We start from the raw sequence: 22,239 nt of genomic DNA, 5'->3' as shown, positions 1-22,239 counted from the left end.
GATCGAGGGGCCATGCCCAGGGTGATCCACGTCTTCCGCCAGCCCGACCGGTTCATCGCCGGCACGGTCGGGGAGCCCGGCGACCGCTCGTTCTACCTGCAGGCCAGCGAATCGGCCCGCCGGGTGTCCGTCCTCCTGGAGAAGCAGCAGGTGACGGTGCTCTCCGAGCGCATCGGCACGCTGCTCGAGGAGGTCTCGCGCCGATTCGGCGCCGAGGTCCCGCCCACCACGCAGGAGAACGACGTCGACACCTCCCCGCTGGAGGTGCCGGTCGAGGAGGAGTTCCGGGTCGGGACGATGGGCCTGGGCTGGGACGCCGAGTCCCGCAGCGTCGTCGTCGAACTGCTCGCGGTCACCGAGGAGGAGGTCGACGAGTCGGTGGTGCTCGACGACACCGACGAGGGCCCGGACGCCCTGCGCGTCTTCCTCACCCCGGAGCGTGCGCGCGCCTTCGCCACGCGCGCCGAGCGCGTCGTCGGCGCCGGCCGCCGCCAGTGCCCCCTGTGCACCCAGCCCCTGGACTCCGAGGGCCACGTGTGCCCGCGGCAGAACGGGTTCCGACGCGTCCCCGCCGAGTCGTGAGACGGGTGTCGAGCGGCACGTGACCAGTCCCGAGAAGCGCGAGGACACCAGCGACGACGCCGTCGCCGACCTGACCGTCGATCAGGTCGAGGACCTGCTGTGCCGCGGCGAGCTCGAGGTCCAGGGCCGGATCACCGAGGCGTCCAACGCCACCATGCTGTGCACGGTGACCCTCGACGGCGTCGAGGGGCTGTGCGTCTACAAGCCGGTGCGCGGCGAGCGACCGCTCTGGGACTTCCCCGACGGGACGCTGGCGGGCCGGGAGGTCGCGACGTACCTCGTCAGCAAGGCCTCCGGCTTCGGCGTCGTCCCGGCGACGGTGCATCGCGACGGCCCGTTCGGGCCCGGCATGGTCCAACGGTGGATCGAGCTCGACGAGGAGCGCGAGCTGATCGACATCGTCGCGCCCAAGCAGGTCGAGCCCGGGTGGCGCACGGTGCTGCGGGCCCGCGGGGACGACGGCGAGCCCGCGCTGCTCGTGCACGCCGACGACCCGGCACTGCGGGCGATGGCCGCCCTCGACGTCGTCGTCAACAACGCCGACCGCAAGGGCGGGCATGTCCTCGCCGGCGCCGACGGCCACGTCTACGGCGTCGACCACGGCATCTGCCTGCACCAGGAGACCAAGCTGCGCACGGTGCTGTGGGGCTGGGTCGGCGAGCCGTTCGACGACGAGGTCACGGCGGGGCTCCAGCGTCTGCGCGCCGCGCTCTCCCCGGGAAACGCGGCCGCCCTCGGCGACGAGATCGGCGAGCACGTGACCCGCGCGGAGGTGAAGGCGCTGCGCTCGCGGGTAGACCGCCTGCTGCACGCGGGCGAGCTCCCGGCACCGTCCGGCGGCTGGCCGCCGATCCCGTGGCCGGCCTTCTGAAGCGGGTCGGCGCCGGAAGTCCGGGGGAGCCCACACCCCCGGACTTCCGGCACCGCCTGGACTCCCACCTGCTCGGCCCGCTGGGCGCGCTGCGGCTGTGGTGGTCCTTCCCCCGCGACGAGGTCGCCCGCCGCGACGCGGTGACCGTGCCGGTCGCCGCCGACGCGCCGCTGCCGGAACCGACCGCCGGGGCGCTCGCGATCACCTGGCTCGGGCACGCCTCGACGCTGCTGTACGTGGACGGGGTGACCGTCCTGGTCGACCCCGTGCTCTCGCCCGGCATCCCCGGCGCCACGCGACGGCTCACCCCGCCCGGGCGCACCGTCGAGGAGCTGCCGCCGGTGGACGCCGTGCTGCTGAGCCACGACCACTACGACCACCTCGACGTCCGCACGCTCGCCCGGCTCCCGCGGTCGACCCGGATGCTGGCCGGGCTCAACACCGGGCCGTTCCTGGCCGCCCGCGGGTTCACCGACGTGACCGAGCTGGACTGGTGGCAGTCGGTGACGCTGCCGGGACGCTCGGGGCCGGTCTCGATCGAGTTCGTCCCGGCCCGGCACTGGTCGCGGCGCACCGCCACTGACACCTGCCGTCGGCTGTGGGGCGGGTGGGTCGTGACCGCGCCCGACGGCCGCGCGATCTACCACGCGGGCGACACCGCCTACGGCCCGTTCCTGGGACGCATCGCCGCCCGGCACCGGCGCCTCGAGATCGTGGCGCTCCCGGTCGGCGCCTACCGGCCGCGGGCGCTGCTGCGCAGCGTGCACATGGACCCGACCGAGGCCGTGCGCGCCGCGGAGACCCTGCGCGCCCGCCGCCTGGTCCCGGTGCACTGGGGGACGTTCGTGCTCTCCGGCGAGCCGGTGCTCGAGCCGCTCGAGCAGACCCGCCGGGAATGGCGGCGTACCGGGCGCGAGCGCAGCGACCTCTGGGACCTGCCGATCGGCGGGTCGCGGGTCCTCGGCCCCTGACGCCGGCTCCGCCCGCTCGATCCGCTCCGCTCGAGCCGCACGAGGGGAGCCCTCGTGCGGGTAGAGCGACCGGATCCTCCCCTCGCGTACGGTGCCGGTACGTGATGCGGCTGCTCGTCTGGGGAACCGCGGTCGTCGCGTACGTTCTCGCGGTCGTCGGGCGATCGGCCCTCGCGGCCACCGGGGTCACGGCCGCCCAGCGGTTCGACGTCTCCGCGGCGCAGCTCTCGCTGCTGGCGGTGCTCTCGCTCGCCGTCTATGCGGCGCTCCAGATCCCCGCGGGCGTGCTCGTCGACCGCTTCGGGGCCCGCCGGTTGATCGCCGGGGGAGCGGTGCTCGTGGCGGTCGGTCAGGCAGTCCTGGCCCTGGCCCCCTCGTTCCCGCTCGCGGTCTGCGGCCGGGTGCTCGCGGGGGCGGGCGACGCGGTGACGTTCGTGAGCATCCTGCGCCTGGTCCCGACGTGGTTCGCCCCGCGGCGGGTGCCACTGGTCAACCAGCTCTCCGGGATCCTCGGCCAGCTCGGACAGGCGGTGTCGGCGATCCCGCTCGCGGCGCTGGTCGTCTCCGACGGGTGGACGGCGGCCTACCTCTCGGCGGCCGGGGTGACGGGGCTGGTGGCGGCGACGGCGGCGCTGGTCCTGCGGGACGGGCCGCTCACGCACAGCGTTCCCGCGTCGGCCCCCGCGTCCGCGTCGGCCACGGATCGCGCGCCGGCGTCGGATCGCGCGTCGGCGTCGGATCGCGCGTGGACTCCGCGCGACGACGACCGGTCCGGCCTGCGCGCCGTCGTCCGCTCGCCCGGCACGCGGCTGGGTTTCTGGTGCCACTTCGCCTCGCCGTTCTCCGGCAACGTGTTCGGGCTGCTGTGGGGCTTCCCGTTCCTCGTGGCGGGCGAGGGGGTGCCGACCGGGGTGGCGCGGGTGATGGTCAGCGGCGTCGTCATGGTCAACATCGTGATCGGACCGCTGTTCGGGCTGGTCTCGGGACGCTTCCCGCACCGCCGGGTCGCGCTGATCGCCGGCTCGGTGGTGGCCCAGGTGCTGGCGTGGACGGTGGTCCTGACGTGGCCGGGCACCGTGCCGTGGCCGGTGCTCGTCGGGCTCGTGGTGGTCCTCGGCAGCGGTGGCTCGGCGTCACTGGTGGCCTTCGACGTCGCGCGGGCCGCGGTGGCGCCGTCGCAGGTGGGTCGGGCCTCCGGCGTGGTGAACGTGGGCGGGTTCGTGGCGTCGCTCGCGGTGGCGGGGCTGGTCGGGGTGATCCTCGACCTGCAGGGGGCGGGCGCCCCCGAGGCGTGGAGCCCGATGGTGTTCCGGGTGGCGATGGCCGTGCACGTCCCGGTCGCGCTGGCGGGCCTGGTGGGGATGGCGATCGCGTCCCGTCGGGTCCGGGAGGCCGCGCGGCCCCGGGCGGTCGAGCCGTCGTCGGCAGCCATCCGGTGACCGCAGCGAGGGGTCCGGCGTGGTGATCACGGAGATCGTGGTCCGCGATGACCGTCCTTCGACGTGGCCACCGAGCACCGTGCCCGGGTGAGCGGGGAACCGGGTCCGGCGGCCGGGACCGGGGTCCCGGCCGCCGGACCGGCTCACCGCCGGCCGGTGACCCGTGCCCGCCGGGCCGTGACCAGCGCGCCCAGGCCCGCGAGGAGCGCGCCGCCGATCCACCAGCCGGTGTCGCGCTCGGTGCTGCCGTCGCCGGTCTCGGCGCCGCCCTCGGGTACGACGGCGACCTGGTCGGCCGACGACCCCGCGGAGCCGGTCGAGACCTCCGAACCGGCCTGGTCCCCGGTCGACGGGCTCGACGCCTGGTCCCCGGTCGACGGCTGCGAGGCGGACACGCCCTGCGCGGTCGACCCGGTGCCGCCGTTGCCGGCGGCGGGGTCGCCCGCCTCGCAGGCCACACCGTCGCCGTCGCGGTCCAGCGGAGCGCGGTATCCGGCCTCGCCGCGGTGGATGTTTGACTGCCCGGCGGCGAAGGCGGCCTTGCAGTTCGCGTAGTAGGTGTCGGCCGTCGCGGTGCCCGCCACGGCGACCGGGGCGAGCAGGAGTGCCGCTGCGAGGGCGACGGCGGACGCGGTGCGCTTCATGAGGGTGTGTCTCCTTCGTGGTGGGTGAGGATCAGGCGCGGGTGGGCGACCAGCCGTCGTAGGTCGCGAAGACGATCACGTTGTCGTCGTAGCGGTGCGCGCCGCGGTCGAGGGCGCCGCCGCAGGTGATGAGCCGGAGCTGGGAGTCGGCGGTGTTGCCGTAGACGGCCCTCGTCGGGAACTCGTCCTTGGCGGCCTGGACGACGTCGGCGACCGTGAAGAACACCGTCCTGCCGTCGTGGCGGGAGATCGCGACGTGCTCGCCGCGCTCGACGCCGCCGAGATGCGCGAAGACGCCGTCCTTGCCGTCGCCGTTGATGTGCCCGACGACGACGGCCGGGCCCAGGGCGCCAGGCGCAGGACCGAGCCGGTACCAGCCCGCCTGCTCCGGTGTGTGCACCGACGGAACCTCGATGCGTCGCTCGGCGTCGAGCCCGATCGGCAGCAGGCTCGAGCACGCGTCGATCGAGCCGACGGTGATCGCGATCGGGTCGGACGCAGGCAGGGGTGTGCCATCGCGGTGCTGCGGAGCGCCGACCTGGGCACAGTGCGGGGTGGCCGGCGGCCGCACGGCGACGACGGCGAGGCCCAGCAGAACGGCTGCGACGACGGCGAGCACGATGGTCGCCTTCGGCGGAGGTGTCGCCACGACGGCGCCCGCGACGCGACGCAGGCGCCGGGTGGGTCGGTGCGGGGACTCCTGGAGGAGGGTCACGTCGGATCCGGGTCAGAGCCGGGTGCTCGCCCGCCGCACCCAGAGGGCGAGCCCCCCGAGCAGCGCGAGCAGCGCCCCCGCGGCCGACGCCATGCCGATCATCGCCAGCAAGGTCTCCACATGTCCCCCCGGAACTCGTCTCCTCGGACCGGCCGGTGGTGGTCGGAACGGGAGCCGAAGTCAACTCGAGTGGGTGTCGAGACTCTGCGATCCGGAGGCGCGGCGCGCCGGACACGATCGGGGTCGACCGCCTCCGTGATCACTTTCCCGTCGCGAATCCGGACGCCCCGTCCTCGGAATCGCGACGGGAGAACGATCATGCCGCGAGTCGACTCCGCGCAGGCAGGGATCGACGGTCCCCGCAATCAGAGCGGCGCGAGTGTCGAGGTCGTCGTAGCGTGGCGGAGGTGAGCACTCCTCGCCCGAATCAGGCGCCCGCTCAGTCCCCGAACACCCCGGCCCCGCCCGCCGGCCTCCCCACGACCCTCGGTGAGCTCCGCGCGAGCGACCACCCCGCGAAGACCCTGCGCAGCATCCGCGACGAGCTGCGCTCCAACCTGCTGGCCACCCTGCGGGCAGGTGACAACCCCTGGCCCGGCATCGTCGGGTTCGAGCGCACCGTGCTCCCGCAGTTCGAGCGCGCGATCCTCGCCGGCCACGACGTCGTGCTGCTCGGCGAGCGCGGCCAGGGCAAGACCCGCCTGCTGCGCAGCCTCGTGGCCCTCCTCGACGAGTGGACCCCCGTGATCGGGGGCTCCGAGCTCGGGGAGCACCCCGAGCAGCCGATCGTCCCGGCGAGCATCCGCCGCGCCGCCGTCGAGGGCGACGCTCTCCCGGTCACGTGGCGGCACCGCTCGGAGCGCTACGCCGAGAAGCTCGCGACGCCCGACACCAGCGTCGCCGACCTCATCGGCGACGTGGACCCGGTGAAGGTCGCCGAGGGCCGCAGCCTCGGGGACCCGGAGACGATCCACTACGGCCTCGTCCCGCGCACCCACCGCGGGATCGTCACGATCAACGAGCTGCCCGACCTGGCCGAGCGCATCCAGGTCTCGCTGCTCAACGTCATGGAGGAGCGGGACATCCAGGTCCGCGGCTACACGCTGCGCCTGCCGCTGGACATCCTGCTCGTCGCCAGCGCGAACCCCGAGGACTACACGAACCGCGGGCGGATCATCACCCCGCTCAAGGACCGGTTCGGCGCCGAGGTCCGGACGCACTATCCGATGGAGGTCGACGGCGAGATCGCCCTGATCCGCCAGGAGGCCGACACCGTCGCCGACGTGCCCGACCACCTCGTCGAGATCGTCGCCCGCTTCACCCGCAACCTCCGCAACGCCTCGGCCATCGACCAGCGCTCCGGTGTCTCGGCCCGGTTCTCCGTGGCCGCGGTCGAGACGGTGGCGGCCGCGGCGCTGCGCCGGGCCGCCGTCACCGGTGAGGACGCCGCCGTCGCGCGTCCGGTGGACCTCGAGGCGGTGCCGCCGGTGCTGCGCGGCAAGCTCGAGTTCGAGTCCGGCGAGGAGGGCCGCGAGGAGGAGCTGCTGACGCACCTGCTGCGCCGCGCGGTCGCCGAGACCGCCCGCAAGCGCCTCGCCGGGGTCGACCTCGGCCCACTCGCGGACGCGGTCGCCGAGGGCCGCAAGGTCGTGACGGGCGAGCGCGTGCCCGCCCGGGAGGTCGTGGCGACCCTGCCGGCCGTGCCGGTGGTGCGCACCGTCGCCGAGCGGCTCGGTGCGGGCGACACCGAGGCACCCGGCCCGCTGGCCAGCGCCGTCGAGCTGGCGCTGGAGCACCTGTACCTGACCCGCAAGCTCGCCAAGGACGACGACGAGGACGCCGGGACGGTGGCCTATGGCGGCTGACGGGACGGGCGGGGGAGACGACGAGCGCCCCGCAGGCGAAGGTCGGGGTCCCGTCGGGCCCCGCTCGGGCCGCTACACCTACGGCCGCTTCTACGACGGGCCCGACCCGCTGGCTCCGCCGTTCGACGTCCGGGGGGCCATGGACGCCCTCGGGCGCGACGTCATGGAGGGCACCAGTCCGCGGCAGGCGATGCGCGAGCTGATGCGGCGCGGGCTGCGGGACCAGCAGGGTCTGGACGACCTGCAGCGGCGCCTGCACGAGCAGCGGCGCAACCTCCAGCGCGAGAACCGGATCGACGGAACGCTCCAGGAGATCCGGGAGCTCCTGAACCAGGCCCTCGAGGCCGAGCGGAACTCGCTGCAGGCCGAGGACTCGGACGACGCCCGCTTCCGCGAGATGTCGCTCGACGCCCTGCCGGACTCCCCGGCGGGCGCGGTCCGCGAGCTGGAGAACTACGACTGGCGCAACGCCGAGGCACGCCAGGCCTTCGAGCAGATCCAGGACCTGCTCGGCCGCGAGGCGCTCGACCAGCGCTTCCAGGGCATGAAGGAGGCGATGGAGAACGCCACGCAGGAGGACGTCGACGGGGTCCGGGAGATGCTCTCGGACCTCAACGAGCTCCTCGAGGCCCACGGCCGGGGCGAGGACACCGCGGAGCAGTTCTCGAACTTCATGTCCCAGCACGGCCAGTTCTTCCCCGAGAACCCGAGCAACGTCGAGGAGCTCGTCGACCTGCTGGCGCAGCGGGCGGCCGCGGCCCAGCGGATGATGAACTCGCTGTCGGCCGAGCAGCGGGCCGAGCTCGAGGGCCTCATGCAGTCGGCGTTCGGTGACCCCCGCCTCGCCGAGCAGCTCTCCCGCCTCGACTCGCAGCTGCAGGCCATGCGGCCGGGGGAGGACTGGGACGGTCAGGGCCGGTTCCGTGGCGACAACCCGATGGGGATGGGCGAGGCGACGCGGGCCATGGAGCAGCTCGCCGAGCTCGACTCGCTGTCCGAGCAGCTCTCCCAGTCCTACCCGGGCGCGCGCATGGAGGACATCGACCTGGAGGCGCTCGAGGCCTCCCTCGGCCGGCAGGCCCGGGTGGACGCCCAGCGCCTCGCGGAGCTCGAGCGGGAGCTGGAGAGCCAGGGCGTCTTCGAGCGCGGGCCGGACGGAACGCTCACGCTCTCGCCGAAGGCGTTGCGCCAGCTCGGGCAGTCCGCCCTGCGCGACGTCGTCGGCTCGATGTCGACGCGTCGCGGTGAGCGCGAGACCCAGCGCTCCGGGGCGGCGGGCGAGGCCAGCGGCGGGACCCGGCCGTGGGCGTTCGGCGACACCGAGCGCTGGGACGTGTCCCGCACGCTGCTCAACGCCGAGATGCGGCACGCCTCCGGGGACCCCCGTGCGCTCGACGTGACCGACGTGGAGATCGTCGAGACCGAACAGCGCACCCGTGCGGCGGTGGCGCTCTGCGTGGACACCTCGTGGTCGATGGTGGCCGACGGCCGGTGGGTGCCCATGAAGCGCACCGCGCTGGCGCTGCACCACCTCGTCTCCACCCGGTTCCGGGGCGACGCGCTGCAGATCATCACCTTCGGGCGGCACGCGAAGTCGGTGGAGCTCGGGGAGCTCACGGGTCTGGAAGGGGCGTGGGAGCAGGGCACCAACCTGCACCACGCGCTGCTCCTCGCCGGCCGCCACCTGCGCAGGCACTCCGACGCCGCGCCCGTGGTCCTCGTCGTCACCGACGGCGAGCCGACGGCGCACCTGGAGCCGGACGGGCACGCGGTCTTCGACTACCCGCCGAGCCCGGAGACGCTGCGGGCGACGCTCAACGAGGTGGACGCCATCGCCCGGCTGAAGGCGGCGCTGACGGTGTTCATGCTCGGGGAGGACCCGCGACTGGAGGAGTTCGTCGACATGGTGGCCCGGCGCAGCGGCGGACGGGTGGTGGCTCCGGACCTCGACGGGCTGGGCGCCGCGGTGGTCAGCGACTATCTCCACAGTCGGCGTCGCTGAGACATTCGTCCTCGCGATGGCTCAGCGTGACGAACGTGACGCCGTGGACGGTCGCCCACTCGGGTGATCCACCCGAACGGCGCTAGCGGTGAGTTACTGTGGGCCCAGGCAGGAGTCGAACCCCCCGCGACTCCGGCCGCCCCGGCCGGGCCCTTCCGCTACAGCAGGGCCGTCGTGCTCGCCCGCGACGACCCTGTGGCAGGACCCGGCCGGGTCCCACACGGCGTTCGCGTGCGGGGGGCGGACCGGTTCGGTGCACCACGGTTCGACCCCGGCCGGGGCGGTCTGGGGCTTAGGGTCGGGGCCATGCGCTCGTGGTCATCGGTCGAGGTTCCCCAGGTCCCCGGCACCCCGCCGCCGCTGCGGCTCTACGACACGTCGAGCGGGGAAATCCGCCCGACGACGCCCGGCCCGTCGGGCGCCGGGATGTACGTCTGCGGCATCACCCCGTACGACGCCACCCACCTCGGTCACGCGGCCACCTACCTGACGTTCGACCTGATCAACCGATGCTGGCGAGACGCCGGGCACGACGTGCACTACGTCCAGAACGTCACCGACATCGACGACCCGCTGCTCGAGCGGGCGGAGCGCGACAACTTCGACTGGATGGTCCTCGGGATGCGCGAGACGGCGCTCTTCCGCGAGGACATGGAGTCGCTGCGCGTGCTGCCGCCGCGCGAGTACATCGGCGCGGTCGAGGCGGTCGACGAGATCAGCGAGCTCGTCGGGAAGCTGATCGCCTCGGGCGCGGCGTACCGGGCCGACGACCCCGACTTCCCCGACGTCTACTTCGACCACACGGCCGCGGCCGACTTCGGCTACGTCTCGCGGTACTCCGCCGAGCGCATGGCCGAGGTCTTCCCCGACCGCGGCGGCGACCCCGACCGGCCCGGCAAGCGCCACCCGCTCGACGCGCTGCTCTGGCGGATGGCGCGCGAGGGGGAACCGTCGTGGGCCTCCGACCTCGGCGACGGCCGCCCCGGCTGGCACGTCGAGTGCACCGCGATCGCCCTCAACCGCCTCGGTGACACCTACGACGTGCAGGGCGGCGGCTCCGACCTCGCGTTCCCGCACCACGAGTTCGGCTCGGCGCACGGCGAGGCCCTCACCGGGGTCCACCCGATGGCCCGGCACTACTGCCACGCCGGGATGATCGGGCTCGACGGCGAGAAGATGTCCAAGTCCAAGGGCAACCTCGTCTTCGTCTCCCGGCTCCGCGGTGACCGCGTCGACTCGATGGCCGTCCGGCTGGCCCTGCTCTCCGGGCACTGGCGCACCGACCGCTCCTGGACCGCGGACCTGCTCACCGGCGGCCAGGCCCGGCTGCACCGCTGGCGCGAGGCGACCTCGCTCGGCTCGGGGCCGGACCCGGCGGAGATGATCGACCGCCTGCGGGTCCACCTCGCCGACGACCTCGACAGCCCCGGCGCGCTGGCCGCGGTCGACGCCTGGGCCGACGAGGCGCTGCGCCGACCGGCGGCGGACGGGCCGGGAACCGTCGGTGACGCCGGCTCGCGCGTCGCCGACGCGGTCGACGCGCTGCTCGGCGTGACCCTCCGCTGATCCCGCGGAGATGACCCGGGGCGGGCCGGCCGAGGGCGGGGGACGGGCCGACCCGCCCACGCCCTCGCGCGTCCACGCCCAGCGCGTGGTCACCCGGCGGCTGGAGTCCGCGCTCGTCGGCCGGGACCCGCACGCGGACCCGTCCGGCGCGGACCCCGGACGGACCCGTCGTCGGGCGCTCGTCGTCGGGGCCGCACTGGGGGTGCTCGCCCTCGGCGTCGCGGCGGTGGTCGGCGTCGCCCGCGGGGACACCGACTGGCGGGCGTCCGCGATCGTGCGCGGCACGCCGTCCGGGACTCTCTACGTGGTCGCGCACGGCCCGGACCGCCTCGTCCCGACCACCGACCTCGCCTCGGCCCGCCTGCTCGCGGCGGGGGTCGACCCGGCCCGCACCGACCCGTCGTCGAACGCGGGGGCGGGTGGGGAGGCGACCGACCCGACCCCGGTCCGCGACGACGCGCTCGCCACCGCCCCCCGCACCCCGCCCGCGGGGCTGGCCGGCGCGCCCTCGGAGCTGCCCGACGCCGGGACCGCGCCCACCGCTGACGCCTGGGCGGTGTGCGACGCGGTGCGCGTCCAGGGCGCGGCTGCCCCGGCGACGGACCCGGCCGCGCTCCGGCGGGCGACCGCGGTGCTCGGCGGGTTCCCGGCCCTGGGGCGCCCACTCGGCGGCGACGAGGCGGTGCTGCTGCGGGGCGACGACGGGGCCACCTGGCTCGTCGCCGACGGGCACCGCGCGGCGCTGGACCCCACCCAGGGCGCGGTCGTCCGCGCGCTCGGGATCGCCGGGGAGCCCGCCCGCCCCGTCGGGTCCGCGCTGCTCGGCACGCTGCCGGAGAGTGCCCCGTTGGTGCCACCGCAGGTGGCAGGCGCGGGCCTGGCCCCGAGCGACCCGGCGACGCGGGCGCTCGGCCTCGCGGTCGGGTCGGTGGCGACGACGGGGCCGCCCGCGGCGCCGCGCTTCGTGCTGGTGCTCGACCGGGGGGTGCAGGAGGTCCCGGCGGTCGTCGCGCAGCTCGTCCGGTTCGCGGAGCCGACGCCCGGTGCGGACCCCGGCATCGCGGCGATCCCGGCGGCGACCTCGGACCGGCTGCCCCGCGCGGTCGGCGTCGACCTCAGGGCCTACCCGCGCGCCTTCCCGCGCCTGCTCGGCGTCGACCGGGCCCCGGTGGTGTGCGCGCGACCGTCGGCCCTGCCCGGGGTCCCGACGGCGATCACGGTCCCGGAGACGCTGCCGACGCCCGTGCCGCCCACACCCGCCTCCGACCCCACGATCCCCGGACCGCGGGCGGTGGACGCGGTGCGGATCGCCGGGTCGGGCGCCTACGTGGTGCCCGTGGGGCCGGGGGAGCAGGCGGACCCGGCACGCGGTGTCGTGGTCGACACCGTCGGGCGCGTGTTCCCGGTGCCCGGGGTCCGGTCGGCGACCGCGCTCGGGCTGGGCGCACCGCGTCCGGCACCACGCAGCGTGGTCGGGCTCCTCCCGCGGGGACCGGCGCTGGACGTGGACGCGGCGCGCACCCTGCGCTGACGACGGGGCCCGGGCGGGTCAGCGCTCCCAGGGACCGCCGAGGTTGGGCCCGCCCGCCACGCCGCCGGTGCCACCCGGGCCGTTGCCCGGGTCGCGACGGCGCAGGTAGCGCTCGAAGTCGGCGGCGATCTCCTCGCCGGACGCCTCGGTGAGGTCGTTCTCGGCGTCGCCGGCCTCCTCGAGGGCCTTGACGTACTCGCGGACCTCGTCGTCCTCGTCGGCCATCTCGGAGACGGTGCGCTCCCACTGCTCGGCCTGCTCGGGCAGCGAGCCGAGGGGCACCTCGACGTCGAGGACCTCCTCCACCCGCTGCAGCAGCGCGATCGTGGCCTTCGGCGCGGGCGGCTGCGAGACGTAGTGCGGGACCGCGGCCCAGAACGAGATCGCGGGGATGCCCGCCTGCACGCACGCGTCCTGCAGCACCCCGGTGATCCCGGTCGGCCCCTGGTAGCGGGACCGCGAGAGCCCGTGACGTGCGGCCGAGTCCTTGTCGAACGACGACCCGGTGACCGGCACCGGCCGGGTGTGCGGCGTGTCGGCGAGCAGCGCGCCGAGGGTGATCACGGTGGTGATGCCGAGCTCCTCGGCCTTCGTGACGATCTCCGCGACGAACGAGCGCCACCGCATGTTGGGCTCGATGCCCCGCACCAGCACCAGGTCCCGCGCGGAACCGGGCGGGCGACACAGCGTGAACCGGGTGGTCGGCCAGTCGATCGCGCGGCTGATCCCGTCGACGAGACGCACCGTCGGCCGGGACACCTGGAAGTCGTAATAGTCCTCCGGATCGATCGCGCCGAGCTCGCTGGCGTCCCAGCTCAGCGCGAGATGCTCCACGGCGGTGCTGGCCGCGTCACCAGCGTCGTTCCAGCCCTCGAACGCGCAGAGCATGACCGGATCGGTCAGCTCGTGCGTGGGGTCGAGGTGATCGGAGTCGGACACCTGCACAAGCTTACGGGTCGTGACGAGGCTCGCAGGGGAACCGGTTGACCCCCCAGGTCACGTTACGATCGTGTGATGGCAACCGAGAGTGAGTCACCGTTCCTGACCGCACTCCACGAGCGTGTCCTCATCGGCGACGGTGCCATGGGCACCGCGCTGCAGGACCAGGATCTCAGCCTCGACGACTTCGAGAACCTCGAGGGCTGCAACGAGATCCTGAACGTGTCCCGCCCGGACGCCGTGCTCGCGGTCCACCAGGGCCACCTCGACGCCGGCTCGGACATCATCGAGTCGAACACCTTCGGCACCAACTGGCCGAACCTCAACGAGTACGACATCGCGGACCGCATCTACGAACTGTCGCTGGCCGGCACCAGGATCGCCCGCCAGGCCGCCGACGAGTTCGCCACGCCGGATCGCCCGCGCTTCGTGTTCGGCTCGAACGGGCCCGGCACGAAGCTGCCGACCCTGGGTCACGCGCCGTTCGCCCAGCTGCGCGACGCCTACGTGGACTCCGTGCTCGGCCAGCTCGAGGGCGGCGCCGACGCGATCCTCGTCGAGACCTGCCAGGACCTGCTCCAGGCCAAGTCCGCCATCCTCGGCGCGTACCGGGCCATGGAGCAGTACGGCCGCCGGGTCCCCGTCATCTGCCACGTCACCGTCGAGCTGACCGGCACCATGCTCGTCGGCTCCGAGATCACGGCAGCCCTGACGGCCCTGGAGCCGCTCGGCATCGACGGCATCGGCCTGAACTGCGCGACCGGCCCGGCCGAGATGAGCGAGCACCTGCGCGCCCTGTCGCGCCAGAGCCGCATCCCGGTGACGGTCATGCCGAACGCCGGCCTGCCGGAGCTCGGCCCGAACGGGCCCGAGTACCCGCTGCAGCCCCAGCAGCTCGCGGACTACTGCGCCTCGTTCATCACCGACTACGGCCTCCAGCTCGTCGGCGGCTGCTGCGGCACGACGAACGACCACGTGCGCGCCCTCGCCGAGACCTGCCGGAGCCTCACGCCGGCCACCCGCGACCCGAAGCCCGAGCCGGGTATCTCGTCGATGTACCAGACGGTGCCGTTCCGCCAGGACGTCGGCCTGCTGATGATCGGCGAGCGCTCGAACGCCAACGGCTCGAAGGCGTTCCGCGAGGCGATGGTCGAGGAGGACTACGAGCGCTGCGTCGACATCGCGAAGGCGCAGACCCGCGAGGGCGCGCACTGGATGGACCTCTGCATCGACTACGTCGGGCGTGACGGCCAGGCGGACATGGACCGCCTCGCCCACGACGTCTCGACGGCGTCGACGCTGCCGGTGGTGCTCGACTCCACCGAGCCCGAGGTCCTGGAGAAGGGCCTCGAGCAGCTCGGTGGACGCAGCGCCGTCAACTCGGTGAACTACGAGGACGGCGACGGCCCGGACTCGCGGTTCCAGAAGATCATGCGCCTCGCGCACGAGCACGGCGCCGCCGTCGTCGGGCTCTGCATCGACGAGGAGGGCCAGGCCCGCACCGCGGAGTGGAAGACCCGCGTCGCGTTCCGCCTCATCGAGGACCTCGTCGACAACTGGGGCATGCGGGTCGAGGACATCATCATCGACTGCCTGACCTTCCCGATCTCCACCGGTCAGGAGGAGGTCCGCAAGGACGGCATCGAGACGATCAACGCGATCAAGCAGCTCAAGGAGCGCTACCCCCAGGTCCAGACCACGCTGGGCCTGTCGAACATCTCCTTCGGCCTCAACCCGGCCGCCCGCCAGGTCCTGAACTCGGTCTTCCTGTCCGAGTGCGTCGATGCCGGCCTCGACACCGCGATCGTGAACTCGGCGAAGATCCTGCCGATGTCGCAGATCGACGACGCTCAGCGCGACGCCGCGCTCGACCTGGTCTACAACCGGCGCCAGGAGGACCGGGACACCCCGGACCCGCTGCAGCACTTCATGAACCTCTTCGAGGGCGTCTCGGCGCAGTCGTCGAAGGACCAGCGCGCGGAGGAGCTCGCGGCCATGCCGCTGTTCGAGCGCCTCGCGCAGCGGATCATCGACGGCAACCGCAACGGCCTCGAGGAGGACCTCGACGCCGGCATGCAGGAGAAGGAGCCGCTCGACATCATCAACACCGACCTGCTCGGTGGCATGAAGGTCGTCGGTGAGCTCTTCGGCGCGGGCAAGATGCAGCTGCCCTTCGTGCTCGCCTCGGCCGAGGTGATGAAGGCGGCCGTCGCGCACCTCGAGCAGTTCATGGAGGCCGACGACAACTCCGGCAAGGGCAAGATCCTGCTGGCGACGGTCAAGGGCGACGTCCACGACATCGGCAAGAACCTCGTGGACATCATCCTGTCCAACAACGGCTACGACGTGGTCAACATCGGGATCAAGCAGCCGATCAACGCCATCCTCGAGGCCGCCGACGAGAACTCCGTCGACGCGATCGGGATGTCCGGGCTGCTGGTGAAGTCCACCGTGGTCATGAAGGACAACCTGAAGGAGATGAACGACCGCGGGATCGCCGACAAGTACCCGGTGCTCCTCGGCGGCGCGGCGCTCACGCGCTCCTACGTCGAGAACGACCTCGGCGAGATGTACCAGGGCGACGTCCGCTACGCGAAGGACGCCTTCGAGGGCCTGCGGCTCATGGACTCCGTCATGACCGGCGAGGGCCCGTCGGAGGAGGAGAAGGAGAAGGCCGCCGAGCGCAAGGAGCGCCGCGAGCGCTCCGAGCGCATCAAGGCCAAGCGTGACGAGGAGGCCGGCGGCGAGCCCGACTCGTACGACCCGGACGCGCTCTCCGACGTCGCGCGGCGCATCGAGGTCCCGCAGCCGCCGTTCTGGGGCACCCGCGTGGTCCGCGGTATCCGCCTGGCGGACTTCGCGTCGCTGCTCGACGAGCGCGCCACCTTCTTCGGCCAGTGGGGCCTGCGCGGCTCCAAGGGCGAGGACGCACCGTCGTACGAGGAGCTCGTCGAGACCGAGGGCAAGCCGCGGCTGCGCTACTGGCTCGACCGGCTGCAGTCCGAGGGGATCCTCGCGCACGCCGCGATCGTCGCCGGGTACTTCCCGGTGATCTCCGAGGGCCAGGACATCGTCGTGCTCGACGAGGCCAAGCCGGACGCGAACGAGCTGCACCGCTTCTCGTTCCCGCGCCAGAAGCGCGACCGGCGCCTGTGCCTCGCGGACTTCTTCCGCACCCGCGACGAGGCCCGCGAGCTCGGCGCCGTCGACGTCATGCCGATGAACCTCGTGACGATGGGTCAGCCGATCGCGGACTTCGCGAACACGCTGTTCGCGGAGAACTCCTACCGCGACTACCTCGAGGTGCACGGCCTGGGCGTGCAGCTCACCGAGGCGCTGGCGGAGTACTGGCACCGCCGCGTCCGCGAGGAGCTGACCTTCGCGGACGGGTCGTGCATGGCCGACCAGGACCCGGCCGACGTCAACGAGTACTTCAAGCTCGGGTACCGCGGCGCGCGCTACTCGCTGGGCTACGGGGCGTGCCCGAACGTCGAGGACCGCGAGAAGATCGTCGCGCTGCTCGACCCGAGCCGCATCGGCGTCGAGCTCTCCGAGGAGGACCAGCTCCACCCGGAGCAGTCGACCGACGCGATGGTCGTCCACCACCCGGAGGCGAAGTACTTCAATGCCTGAGTCCCTCCGGGGCGACCGTGGGTGATCTCCAGGCCGTCCTGTGGGACATGGACGGCACGCTGGTCGACTCGGAGAGCCTCTGGTCGATCACGATGGCCGAGCTCGCCGCCCATCTGGGCGGCGAGCTCTCGGCCGCGACCCGGGAGGACCTGACCGGCTCCAGCCTGCGGCGCACCGTCACGACGGTGCGCCGCGAGGTCGGGGTGCCGGACCCCGACGGCGTCGAGGGCGTCGACCGCGACGGCCGATGGCTGCTCGACCGCACGTTCGCGCTGTTCGCCCAGGGGCTCCCGTGGCGCCCCGGGGCCCGGGACGCGCTCGCGACGGTGCGCGCCTCCGGGCTGCCGACCGCGCTGGTGACGAGCACCTACCGGGAGCTCACCGAGGTCGCGCTGGACACGATCGGGCGCGAGTTCTTCGACGTCACGGTCTGCGGGGACGAGGTGGCGGCGACCAAGCCCGACCCGGCCCCGTACCTGCGCGCCGCGGAGCTGCTCGGGGTGGACCCGGGCCGCTGCGTCGCTGTCGAGGACTCCCCGACGGGGACGGCGTCGGCCGCCGCGGCCGGAGCCTCGGTGCTGGTGGTGCCTGCGGACGTCGACGTCCCGGCGGGGGAGCGGCGGACCTTCCGCGACTCCCTCGTCGATCTCGGGGTCGACGATCTGCGGTCGCTGCTGGCGGTCAACGTCCACTAGGCCGTTCGGACCAGTCGACTGCCACCGACCGCTGTACGCCTGCCGATCGGCGACGACCGCCTGCGGCGCGATGAACCATCCGGTGGGCGCGAGCGAACCCGGTGATGCGACCATCGTCCGACGTGAAGACGTTCGAAGAGCTCTTCGAGGAGCTCAGCACGAAGGCACGCGACCGCCCCGAGGGATCGGGCACGGTCGCCGCGCTCGACGACGGGGTCCACGCGCAGGGCAAGAAGGTTCTCGAAGAGGCGGGGGAAGTGTGGTTGGCCGCCGAGCACGAGACCGACGACAAGCTCGCCGAGGAGATCTCCCAGCTGCTCTACCGCACGCAGGTGATCCTGCTCGGGCGTGGTCTGACGCTCGAGGACGTGTACAAGTACCTGTGATCGCTCACCCGACTCCCGTTCCACACCGCCGGGCGCGATCCTGAACGCGCCTCATCAGGAGAGAGCCATGCTGCGCGTCGCCGTCCCGAACAAGGGCTCCCTCGCCGAGGAGGCCTCGCGCATGCTGCGCGACGCCGGCTACCGGCAGCGGTCGGACAGCCGCGACCTGTCCCTCAACGACGAGTCGAACGGGGTGCAGTTCTTCTACCTGCGCCCCAAGGACATCGCCACCTACGTCTCCGAGGGCCAGCTGCACCTCGGCATCACCGGGCACGACCTGACCGAGGAGTCGTCGGCGTCGGTCAACGAGGTGCTCGAGCTCGGGTTCGGCCAGTCGCAGTTCCGCTACGCCGCCCCGCAGGCTCACGGCTGGTCCGTCCAGGACCTCGCGGGCAAGCGGATCGCGACGTCGTTCCCGCGCCTGGTCCGCGCCAACCTCGCCCAGCAGCGGATCGCTGCCAAGGACGTCATCCGCCTCGACGGTGCGGTCGAGGTGTCGATCGAGCTCGAGGTGGCCGACGCCATCGCCGACGTCGTGTCCACCGGCCGGACGCTCGCCCAGCACGGGCTGGCGACGATCGGCGACCCGATCCTCGCCTCGCAGGCCGTCGTCGTGGACCGCAACGCCAAGTTCGACCAGCAGCCGGACTCCGACCTGATCGGCAAGGCGAAGTACCGGTTCGTCGAGCGCCTGCGCGGCGTGGTGTTCGCCCGCCAGTACGTGATGCTCGACTACGACTGCCCCGTCCAGGTGCAGGAGGACGCCGTCCGCGTCACGCCCGGCGTGCAGGCACCCACGGTCGCGCCGCTGTCCCTCGACGGCTGGGTCGCGGTCCGGGCCATGGTGCGGCGTACCCGGGTCAACGACGTGATGGACGAGCTCGCCGACCTCGGCTGCACCGGCATCGTCACCGCCTCGCTGCAGTCCTGCCGTGCGGTGCTGCCCGGTCACGGCGGCATCAGCTCGATGCCGGGAGCCGCCCCGCCGCCGGCCGAGTCGCCGTCGTCGTCCGATCCCACGTCGGGCCAGCTGGGCGTCGCCGGGCGCTGACCCCGGGGCGGGGGCCGCGCCGGCCCCCGCACCCCGGGACCTGCCCCTCCCGGGCCGGCTCCGGGCACTCGCCTCAGCAGGGCCCCCGGTGTCAGCGGGGCCGGACCGTGAGGGCCTGCGCCGCCCGACCCACCGGGCCCGTCTCGTCGTGTAGCACCGAGTACGCCGTCCCGGTGCCCTCGGGCCCGATGACGCTGTCCGCGTCCAGCCCCGTCCATTCGCCTCGGGGTGCGCGGTGCAGGTGCAGCGTGAGATCGGTGTTGACGAAGAGCCACGAGCGCAGGTCGAGGCGCGACGCGCACCCGTTGGTCGAGTCGGCCACCGCGGCGAGACGCTGGGCCGGTGACGGCTCCTCACCCGCGACGACCTGGGTGAGCAGGCGCCCCCACGCCCGACCCGGCCCGGTCTCGTCGAGACCGCCCTCGATCCAGCGCCAGTCGACCGAGGTCAGGTAGCCGGGGAGCCACCCCTCCGGGATGTCGCGCCGGACCCCCTCGTCGGGGCCGGGCAGTGCAGGCATCGCGGAGCCGGGGACCGTCGCGACGCCCGCGGTGTCGAGGACTCCGTGGAACCAGCCCGACGCCCGCGCCACCGCCCGCGGAGCACCCGAGCCGGAGCCGGGCGCGGCCAGCTCCGCGGCCACCAGCTCGATGGTGCGGCCGCGTCGCGCGACATGGGAACGCAGCTCCAACGGCCCGACCGGCACCTTGCCGAGCACCTCCACCGTCACCCGCGCGAGCCGGACGTCGTCCCGCCCGGACTCCCGCTCCAGGGCCCGGACCAGCAGCGCGCTCGGCGGTCCCATGTGCTGGGCATCGGCGAACCACGGCCCGGCGGTGGACCCCGAGGCCTCGACCCGGGTGAGGGTGCCGCTCTCCACGGCCGGGGCGTCGTCGGCGGACGTGGTGTCCACGTCGAGGACCGTGAAGTAGGGGTCGAGCGCGGGGGAGCTCATGGTGTCGCAGTCTCCCTCCGATCAGCCCGGGAGATCATCCGGCCACCCCGGATACTCGGGAGGGGTACCGCCGAACGCCGGGCAGATGGCCTGGTGCGAGCACCACGTGCACATCCGTCCGGGGCTCGGGCGGAAGTCCCCGGTCGGCGCTGCGCGCAGCACGGCACGCCAGAGCGCGACGAGGGTGCGCTCGAACCGCTCCAGCTCGTCGCGCTCGGGTCGGTGGCTGAGGCTCTCCCCGTCGCCGAGGTACATCAGCCGCAGCTGGCGGGGCAGCACGCCGCGGCTGCGCAGGAGCACCAGGGCGTAGAACTTGAGCTGGAAGAGCGCCCGCGCCTCGAACACCGCGCGCGGGGCGGTGCCGGTCTTGTAGTCGACGATGCGCAGCTCGCCCGCGGCGTTGACGTCCAACCGGTCGACGTACCCGCGCACCCCGACCCCGGACTCGAGCTCCGCCTCCAGGAACACCTCACACGCCTCCGGGGTGAGCCGCCGCGGGTCCTCCATCGCGAAGTAGGCATCGACCAGGCGGGCCGCGTCGGCCTCCTCGACGAGGGCGCGGTCCTCGGCGGTCAGCTCGGCGAGCACCTCGGCCAGCAGGGCGTGCGCGCGGGGCGGAACCCGATCCGGGGGCTCGAGCCCGAAGAGTCGCTCGAGAACGGCGTGCACGACGATGCCCCGCACCTGGGCCGGGGAGCGCTGCTCGGGCAGGCGGTCGACCACACGGAACCGATAGAGCAGCGGGCACTGCTTGAAGTCGGCGGCGCGCGACGGTGAGAGCGCCGGGCGGCGCCGCGGGCGTTCCCCGTCCTGCCGAGGCGGCGTGACCGGGCGGGCCCCGTCCGGAGCTGACGGGGGTCGGGCGGCGTCCGGTTCCGAGAGGGGTCGTGCGGCGTCCGGTGCCGGACGAGGGAGGGGCACCGTCGGGACGGACGCGGCGGCACGCGAGGGAGCAGCCTCGTCCGCTACTGCGCGCCCGGCCGTCGGTTCGATCATGCGGCGCACGCTACGACGGACCCCTGACACCCACGGTCCGCCTTCCGGAGAGCGGTGCCGAGGCGCTGATCCCAGCCACCCATGGTCACGTTCTCGTGAGCGACACGCCCAAGAACTGATGCCGACACGCTCACGAGGATCAGATCTCGGCCGGGCGAGCCCGGGAGGCGAGCGCATCGGTCACGTTCTGCACGACGGTCTCCGGCGTCTCCTGGAGCTCGAACCAGCTCGTGCGGATCACGACCCAGCCGTCCAGGACGAGGGCGTTCTGCCGCCGGTCGTCGCGGAGGAACTCCCGCAGACCCCGGTGGTAGGCCCATCCGTCGATCTCCACGATCACCCGGTGCTCGGTGAACGCGAGATCCAGGAATGCCTGTCCGTATCCGCGGAGCCTCACCTCGTGGTTCGCGTGCCACCCGCCCACGCCGGCAAGACGGAGGAGTCGGTGCGCCGTCCGTGCGGCCTCGGACCGCGCGCCGCCACCCGCGAGGATCAGCAACCGCTGAGGCCAGCGGGGCCCCGTGGCGGCCGGCGCTGCGCAGGTGTGCCTGGCGCAGTGCGGCGAGGCTGACGCCGGCCTGCAGCGCGTGGTCCATGAGGCGCGCACCGAGAAGCAGGCCCAGCGTCGCCACAGCAGCGAGCACCGTGATCGGCTTCTTCGTGACCGCGAGCCCGTCCACCACGACCCGATCCTCCGGTGACACGGCGCGGTGGACGAGCCGGACGCCGGGCCGGGGTCGGGCCCTGGTCCCGTGCGGCATCGCGATCTCGATCTCCGCGGGTGCGATGTCCGTCAGATGCCACCAGAACGCGGCCGACCGGCCGACGAGCGTTGCGCGGTCGCCGAGGGACAACATCGCGGCACGGACCCTGGAGGGTGGGGTGATCGGATGGACCGTGGCTCTCAGGACGCCGTACAGATCCCGTGTCCACTCTCCCGATCTCAACCGGGCGGCGATCGCGGCGCGCGAGAGTCCGGAGTCCTTCGCCTGCCGGATGGTCAGGTGGCCGTCCTGGGCGCGGATCAGCGCACGGATCTGGTCTTCTCGGAGCCGGTTCGTCACATCGGCTCGGACGGTGCCCGACGCCGATCGGATCCGTGCTCGGACACGATCTGATCGCCGTGAGCGCGTCCGCATCAGTTCTTGGGCGTGTCGCACACGAATTCATGATCATGGCCGGGGGCAGCTGCTGGGCACGAGGCCGGGCCCTGGCGGCGGGCCGGCGCGTGAGGCGGCCAGGGAACCGTCGAGAGCGCTACCGGGGACCGGGCGACGAGGACCCCGGGAGGCGCCGCCTAGGCTGGCCCGCCGTGCAGGATCAGGTGACCGGACCCCAGGACGCGGCCGACGAGACGCCGGCCGACGCCGGGCCGCCGGCCGCCCCCCACCTCGCCGA

General features: G+C 73.5%; 18 protein-coding genes. 12 read left to right on the top strand and 6 right to left on the bottom strand.

Annotation, left to right across the window (positions count from 1 at the left end; translation table 11 throughout):
- Positions 1 to 12: 12 nt before the first annotated feature.
- From VGI02_RS27425 to VGI02_RS27410, 4 genes are all read left to right on the top strand, one after another.
- Complete coding sequence (locus tag VGI02_RS27425; protein ID WP_331632950.1) at positions 13 to 582, top strand: Rv2134c family protein; 570 nt, start codon at positions 13 to 15, stop codon at positions 580 to 582.
- A 70-nt stretch (positions 583 to 652) separates the two neighbouring features.
- The gene (locus VGI02_RS27420; protein WP_331633009.1) at positions 653 to 1,453 is read left to right on the top strand and encodes an Rv2133c family protein; all 801 of its coding nucleotides are present in this window, start codon (positions 653 to 655) and stop codon (positions 1,451 to 1,453) included.
- Positions 1,438 to 2,424 carry an MBL fold metallo-hydrolase gene (locus VGI02_RS27415; RefSeq protein ID WP_331632948.1) on the top strand — a complete coding sequence of 329 codons (987 nt, stop codon included), beginning with the start codon at positions 1,438 to 1,440 and terminating at the stop codon, positions 2,422 to 2,424. The genes VGI02_RS27420 and VGI02_RS27415 overlap by 16 nt, the downstream gene beginning before the upstream one ends.
- A 104-nt stretch (positions 2,425 to 2,528) precedes the next feature.
- Complete coding sequence (locus VGI02_RS27410; RefSeq protein WP_331633007.1) at positions 2,529 to 3,863, top strand: MFS transporter; 1,335 nt, start codon at positions 2,529 to 2,531, stop codon at positions 3,861 to 3,863.
- A 143-nt stretch (positions 3,864 to 4,006) separates the two neighbouring features.
- On the opposite strand, the gene VGI02_RS27405 is transcribed toward VGI02_RS27410, so the two are convergent.
- Positions 4,007 to 4,507 carry an excalibur calcium-binding domain-containing protein gene (locus VGI02_RS27405; RefSeq protein ID WP_331632946.1) on the bottom strand — a complete coding sequence of 167 codons (501 nt, stop codon included), beginning with the start codon at positions 4,505 to 4,507 and terminating at the stop codon, positions 4,007 to 4,009.
- A 31-nt stretch (positions 4,508 to 4,538) separates the two neighbouring features.
- Positions 4,539 to 5,222 carry a class F sortase gene (locus VGI02_RS27400; RefSeq protein WP_331632944.1) on the bottom strand — a complete coding sequence of 228 codons (684 nt, stop codon included), beginning with the start codon at positions 5,220 to 5,222 and terminating at the stop codon, positions 4,539 to 4,541.
- A 407-nt stretch (positions 5,223 to 5,629) separates the two neighbouring features.
- Between VGI02_RS27400 and VGI02_RS27395 the strand changes: the two genes are divergently transcribed.
- The 4 genes from VGI02_RS27395 (at position 5,630) to eccB (ending at position 12,186) form a co-directional block, all read left to right on the top strand.
- A complete protein-coding gene (locus VGI02_RS27395) occupies positions 5,630 to 7,087 on the top strand; it encodes a sigma 54-interacting transcriptional regulator (protein ID WP_331632942.1) in 1,458 nt (485 codons plus the stop codon).
- Positions 7,077 to 9,089: a VWA domain-containing protein gene (locus VGI02_RS27390; RefSeq protein WP_331632940.1), complete on the top strand. Its 2,013-nt coding sequence runs from the start codon at positions 7,077 to 7,079 to the stop codon at positions 9,087 to 9,089. The genes VGI02_RS27395 and VGI02_RS27390 overlap by 11 nt, the downstream gene beginning before the upstream one ends.
- A gap of 306 nt (positions 9,090 to 9,395) precedes the next feature.
- A complete protein-coding gene (mshC, locus tag VGI02_RS27385) occupies positions 9,396 to 10,655 on the top strand; it encodes a cysteine--1-D-myo-inosityl 2-amino-2-deoxy-alpha-D-glucopyranoside ligase (protein ID WP_331632938.1) in 1,260 nt (419 codons plus the stop codon).
- A 10-nt stretch (positions 10,656 to 10,665) separates the two neighbouring features.
- Positions 10,666 to 12,186 (top strand): type VII secretion protein EccB, encoded by a 1,521-nt coding sequence (eccB, locus tag VGI02_RS27380; RefSeq protein WP_331632936.1) that lies wholly within the window; start codon positions 10,666 to 10,668, stop codon positions 12,184 to 12,186.
- An 18-nt stretch (positions 12,187 to 12,204) separates the two neighbouring features.
- Here eccB and VGI02_RS27375 read toward each other — a convergent pair whose 3' ends face one another.
- Positions 12,205 to 13,074 (bottom strand): PAC2 family protein, encoded by an 870-nt coding sequence (locus tag VGI02_RS27375; protein WP_331633005.1) that lies wholly within the window; start codon positions 13,072 to 13,074, stop codon positions 12,205 to 12,207.
- A 126-nt stretch (positions 13,075 to 13,200) separates the two neighbouring features.
- Here VGI02_RS27375 and metH point away from each other — a divergent pair, with 126 nt between their 5' ends.
- The 4 genes from metH to hisG all read left to right on the top strand — a co-directional run bounded on the left by metH (position 13,201) and on the right by hisG (position 18,890).
- Positions 13,201 to 16,758, top strand: coding sequence for a methionine synthase (gene metH / locus VGI02_RS27370; protein WP_331632934.1), 3,558 nt, complete (start codon positions 13,201 to 13,203; stop codon positions 16,756 to 16,758).
- 17 nt (positions 16,759 to 16,775) lie between these two features.
- Positions 16,776 to 17,453, top strand: a complete 678-nt coding sequence (locus tag VGI02_RS27365) for an HAD family hydrolase (protein WP_331632932.1) — start codon at positions 16,776 to 16,778, stop codon at positions 17,451 to 17,453.
- Between the two features lie 122 nt (positions 17,454 to 17,575).
- Complete coding sequence (locus VGI02_RS27360; RefSeq protein ID WP_331632930.1) at positions 17,576 to 17,839, top strand: phosphoribosyl-ATP diphosphatase; 264 nt, start codon at positions 17,576 to 17,578, stop codon at positions 17,837 to 17,839.
- A 67-nt stretch (positions 17,840 to 17,906) separates the two neighbouring features.
- A complete protein-coding gene (hisG, locus tag VGI02_RS27355) occupies positions 17,907 to 18,890 on the top strand; it encodes an ATP phosphoribosyltransferase (protein ID WP_331632928.1) in 984 nt (327 codons plus the stop codon).
- Positions 18,891 to 18,981: 91 nt separating this feature from the next.
- On the opposite strand, the gene VGI02_RS27350 is transcribed toward hisG, so the two are convergent.
- The 3 genes from VGI02_RS27350 to VGI02_RS27340 all read right to left on the bottom strand — a co-directional run bounded on the left by VGI02_RS27350 (position 18,982) and on the right by VGI02_RS27340 (position 21,238).
- Entirely contained in the window at positions 18,982 to 19,845 is an 864-nt protein-coding gene (locus tag VGI02_RS27350) for a thioesterase family protein (RefSeq protein ID WP_331632926.1), read from the bottom strand.
- A gap of 21 nt (positions 19,846 to 19,866) precedes the next feature.
- The gene (locus VGI02_RS27345) at positions 19,867 to 20,841 is read right to left on the bottom strand and encodes a RecB family exonuclease (RefSeq protein ID WP_331632924.1); all 975 of its coding nucleotides are present in this window, start codon (positions 20,839 to 20,841) and stop codon (positions 19,867 to 19,869) included.
- A 139-nt stretch (positions 20,842 to 20,980) separates the two neighbouring features.
- Positions 20,981 to 21,238, bottom strand: a complete 258-nt coding sequence (locus VGI02_RS27340; RefSeq protein WP_331632922.1) for a DUF559 domain-containing protein — start codon at positions 21,236 to 21,238, stop codon at positions 20,981 to 20,983.
- Positions 21,239 to 22,239: the final 1,001 nt, after the last annotated feature.

Source organism: Actinomycetospora sp., from assembly GCF_036497245.1.
Lineage (GTDB): Bacteria > Actinomycetota > Actinomycetes > Mycobacteriales > Pseudonocardiaceae > Actinomycetospora.
The sequence above is the reverse complement of the archived record's forward strand: the minus strand, read 5'-3'. Positions and strand labels throughout refer to the sequence as shown.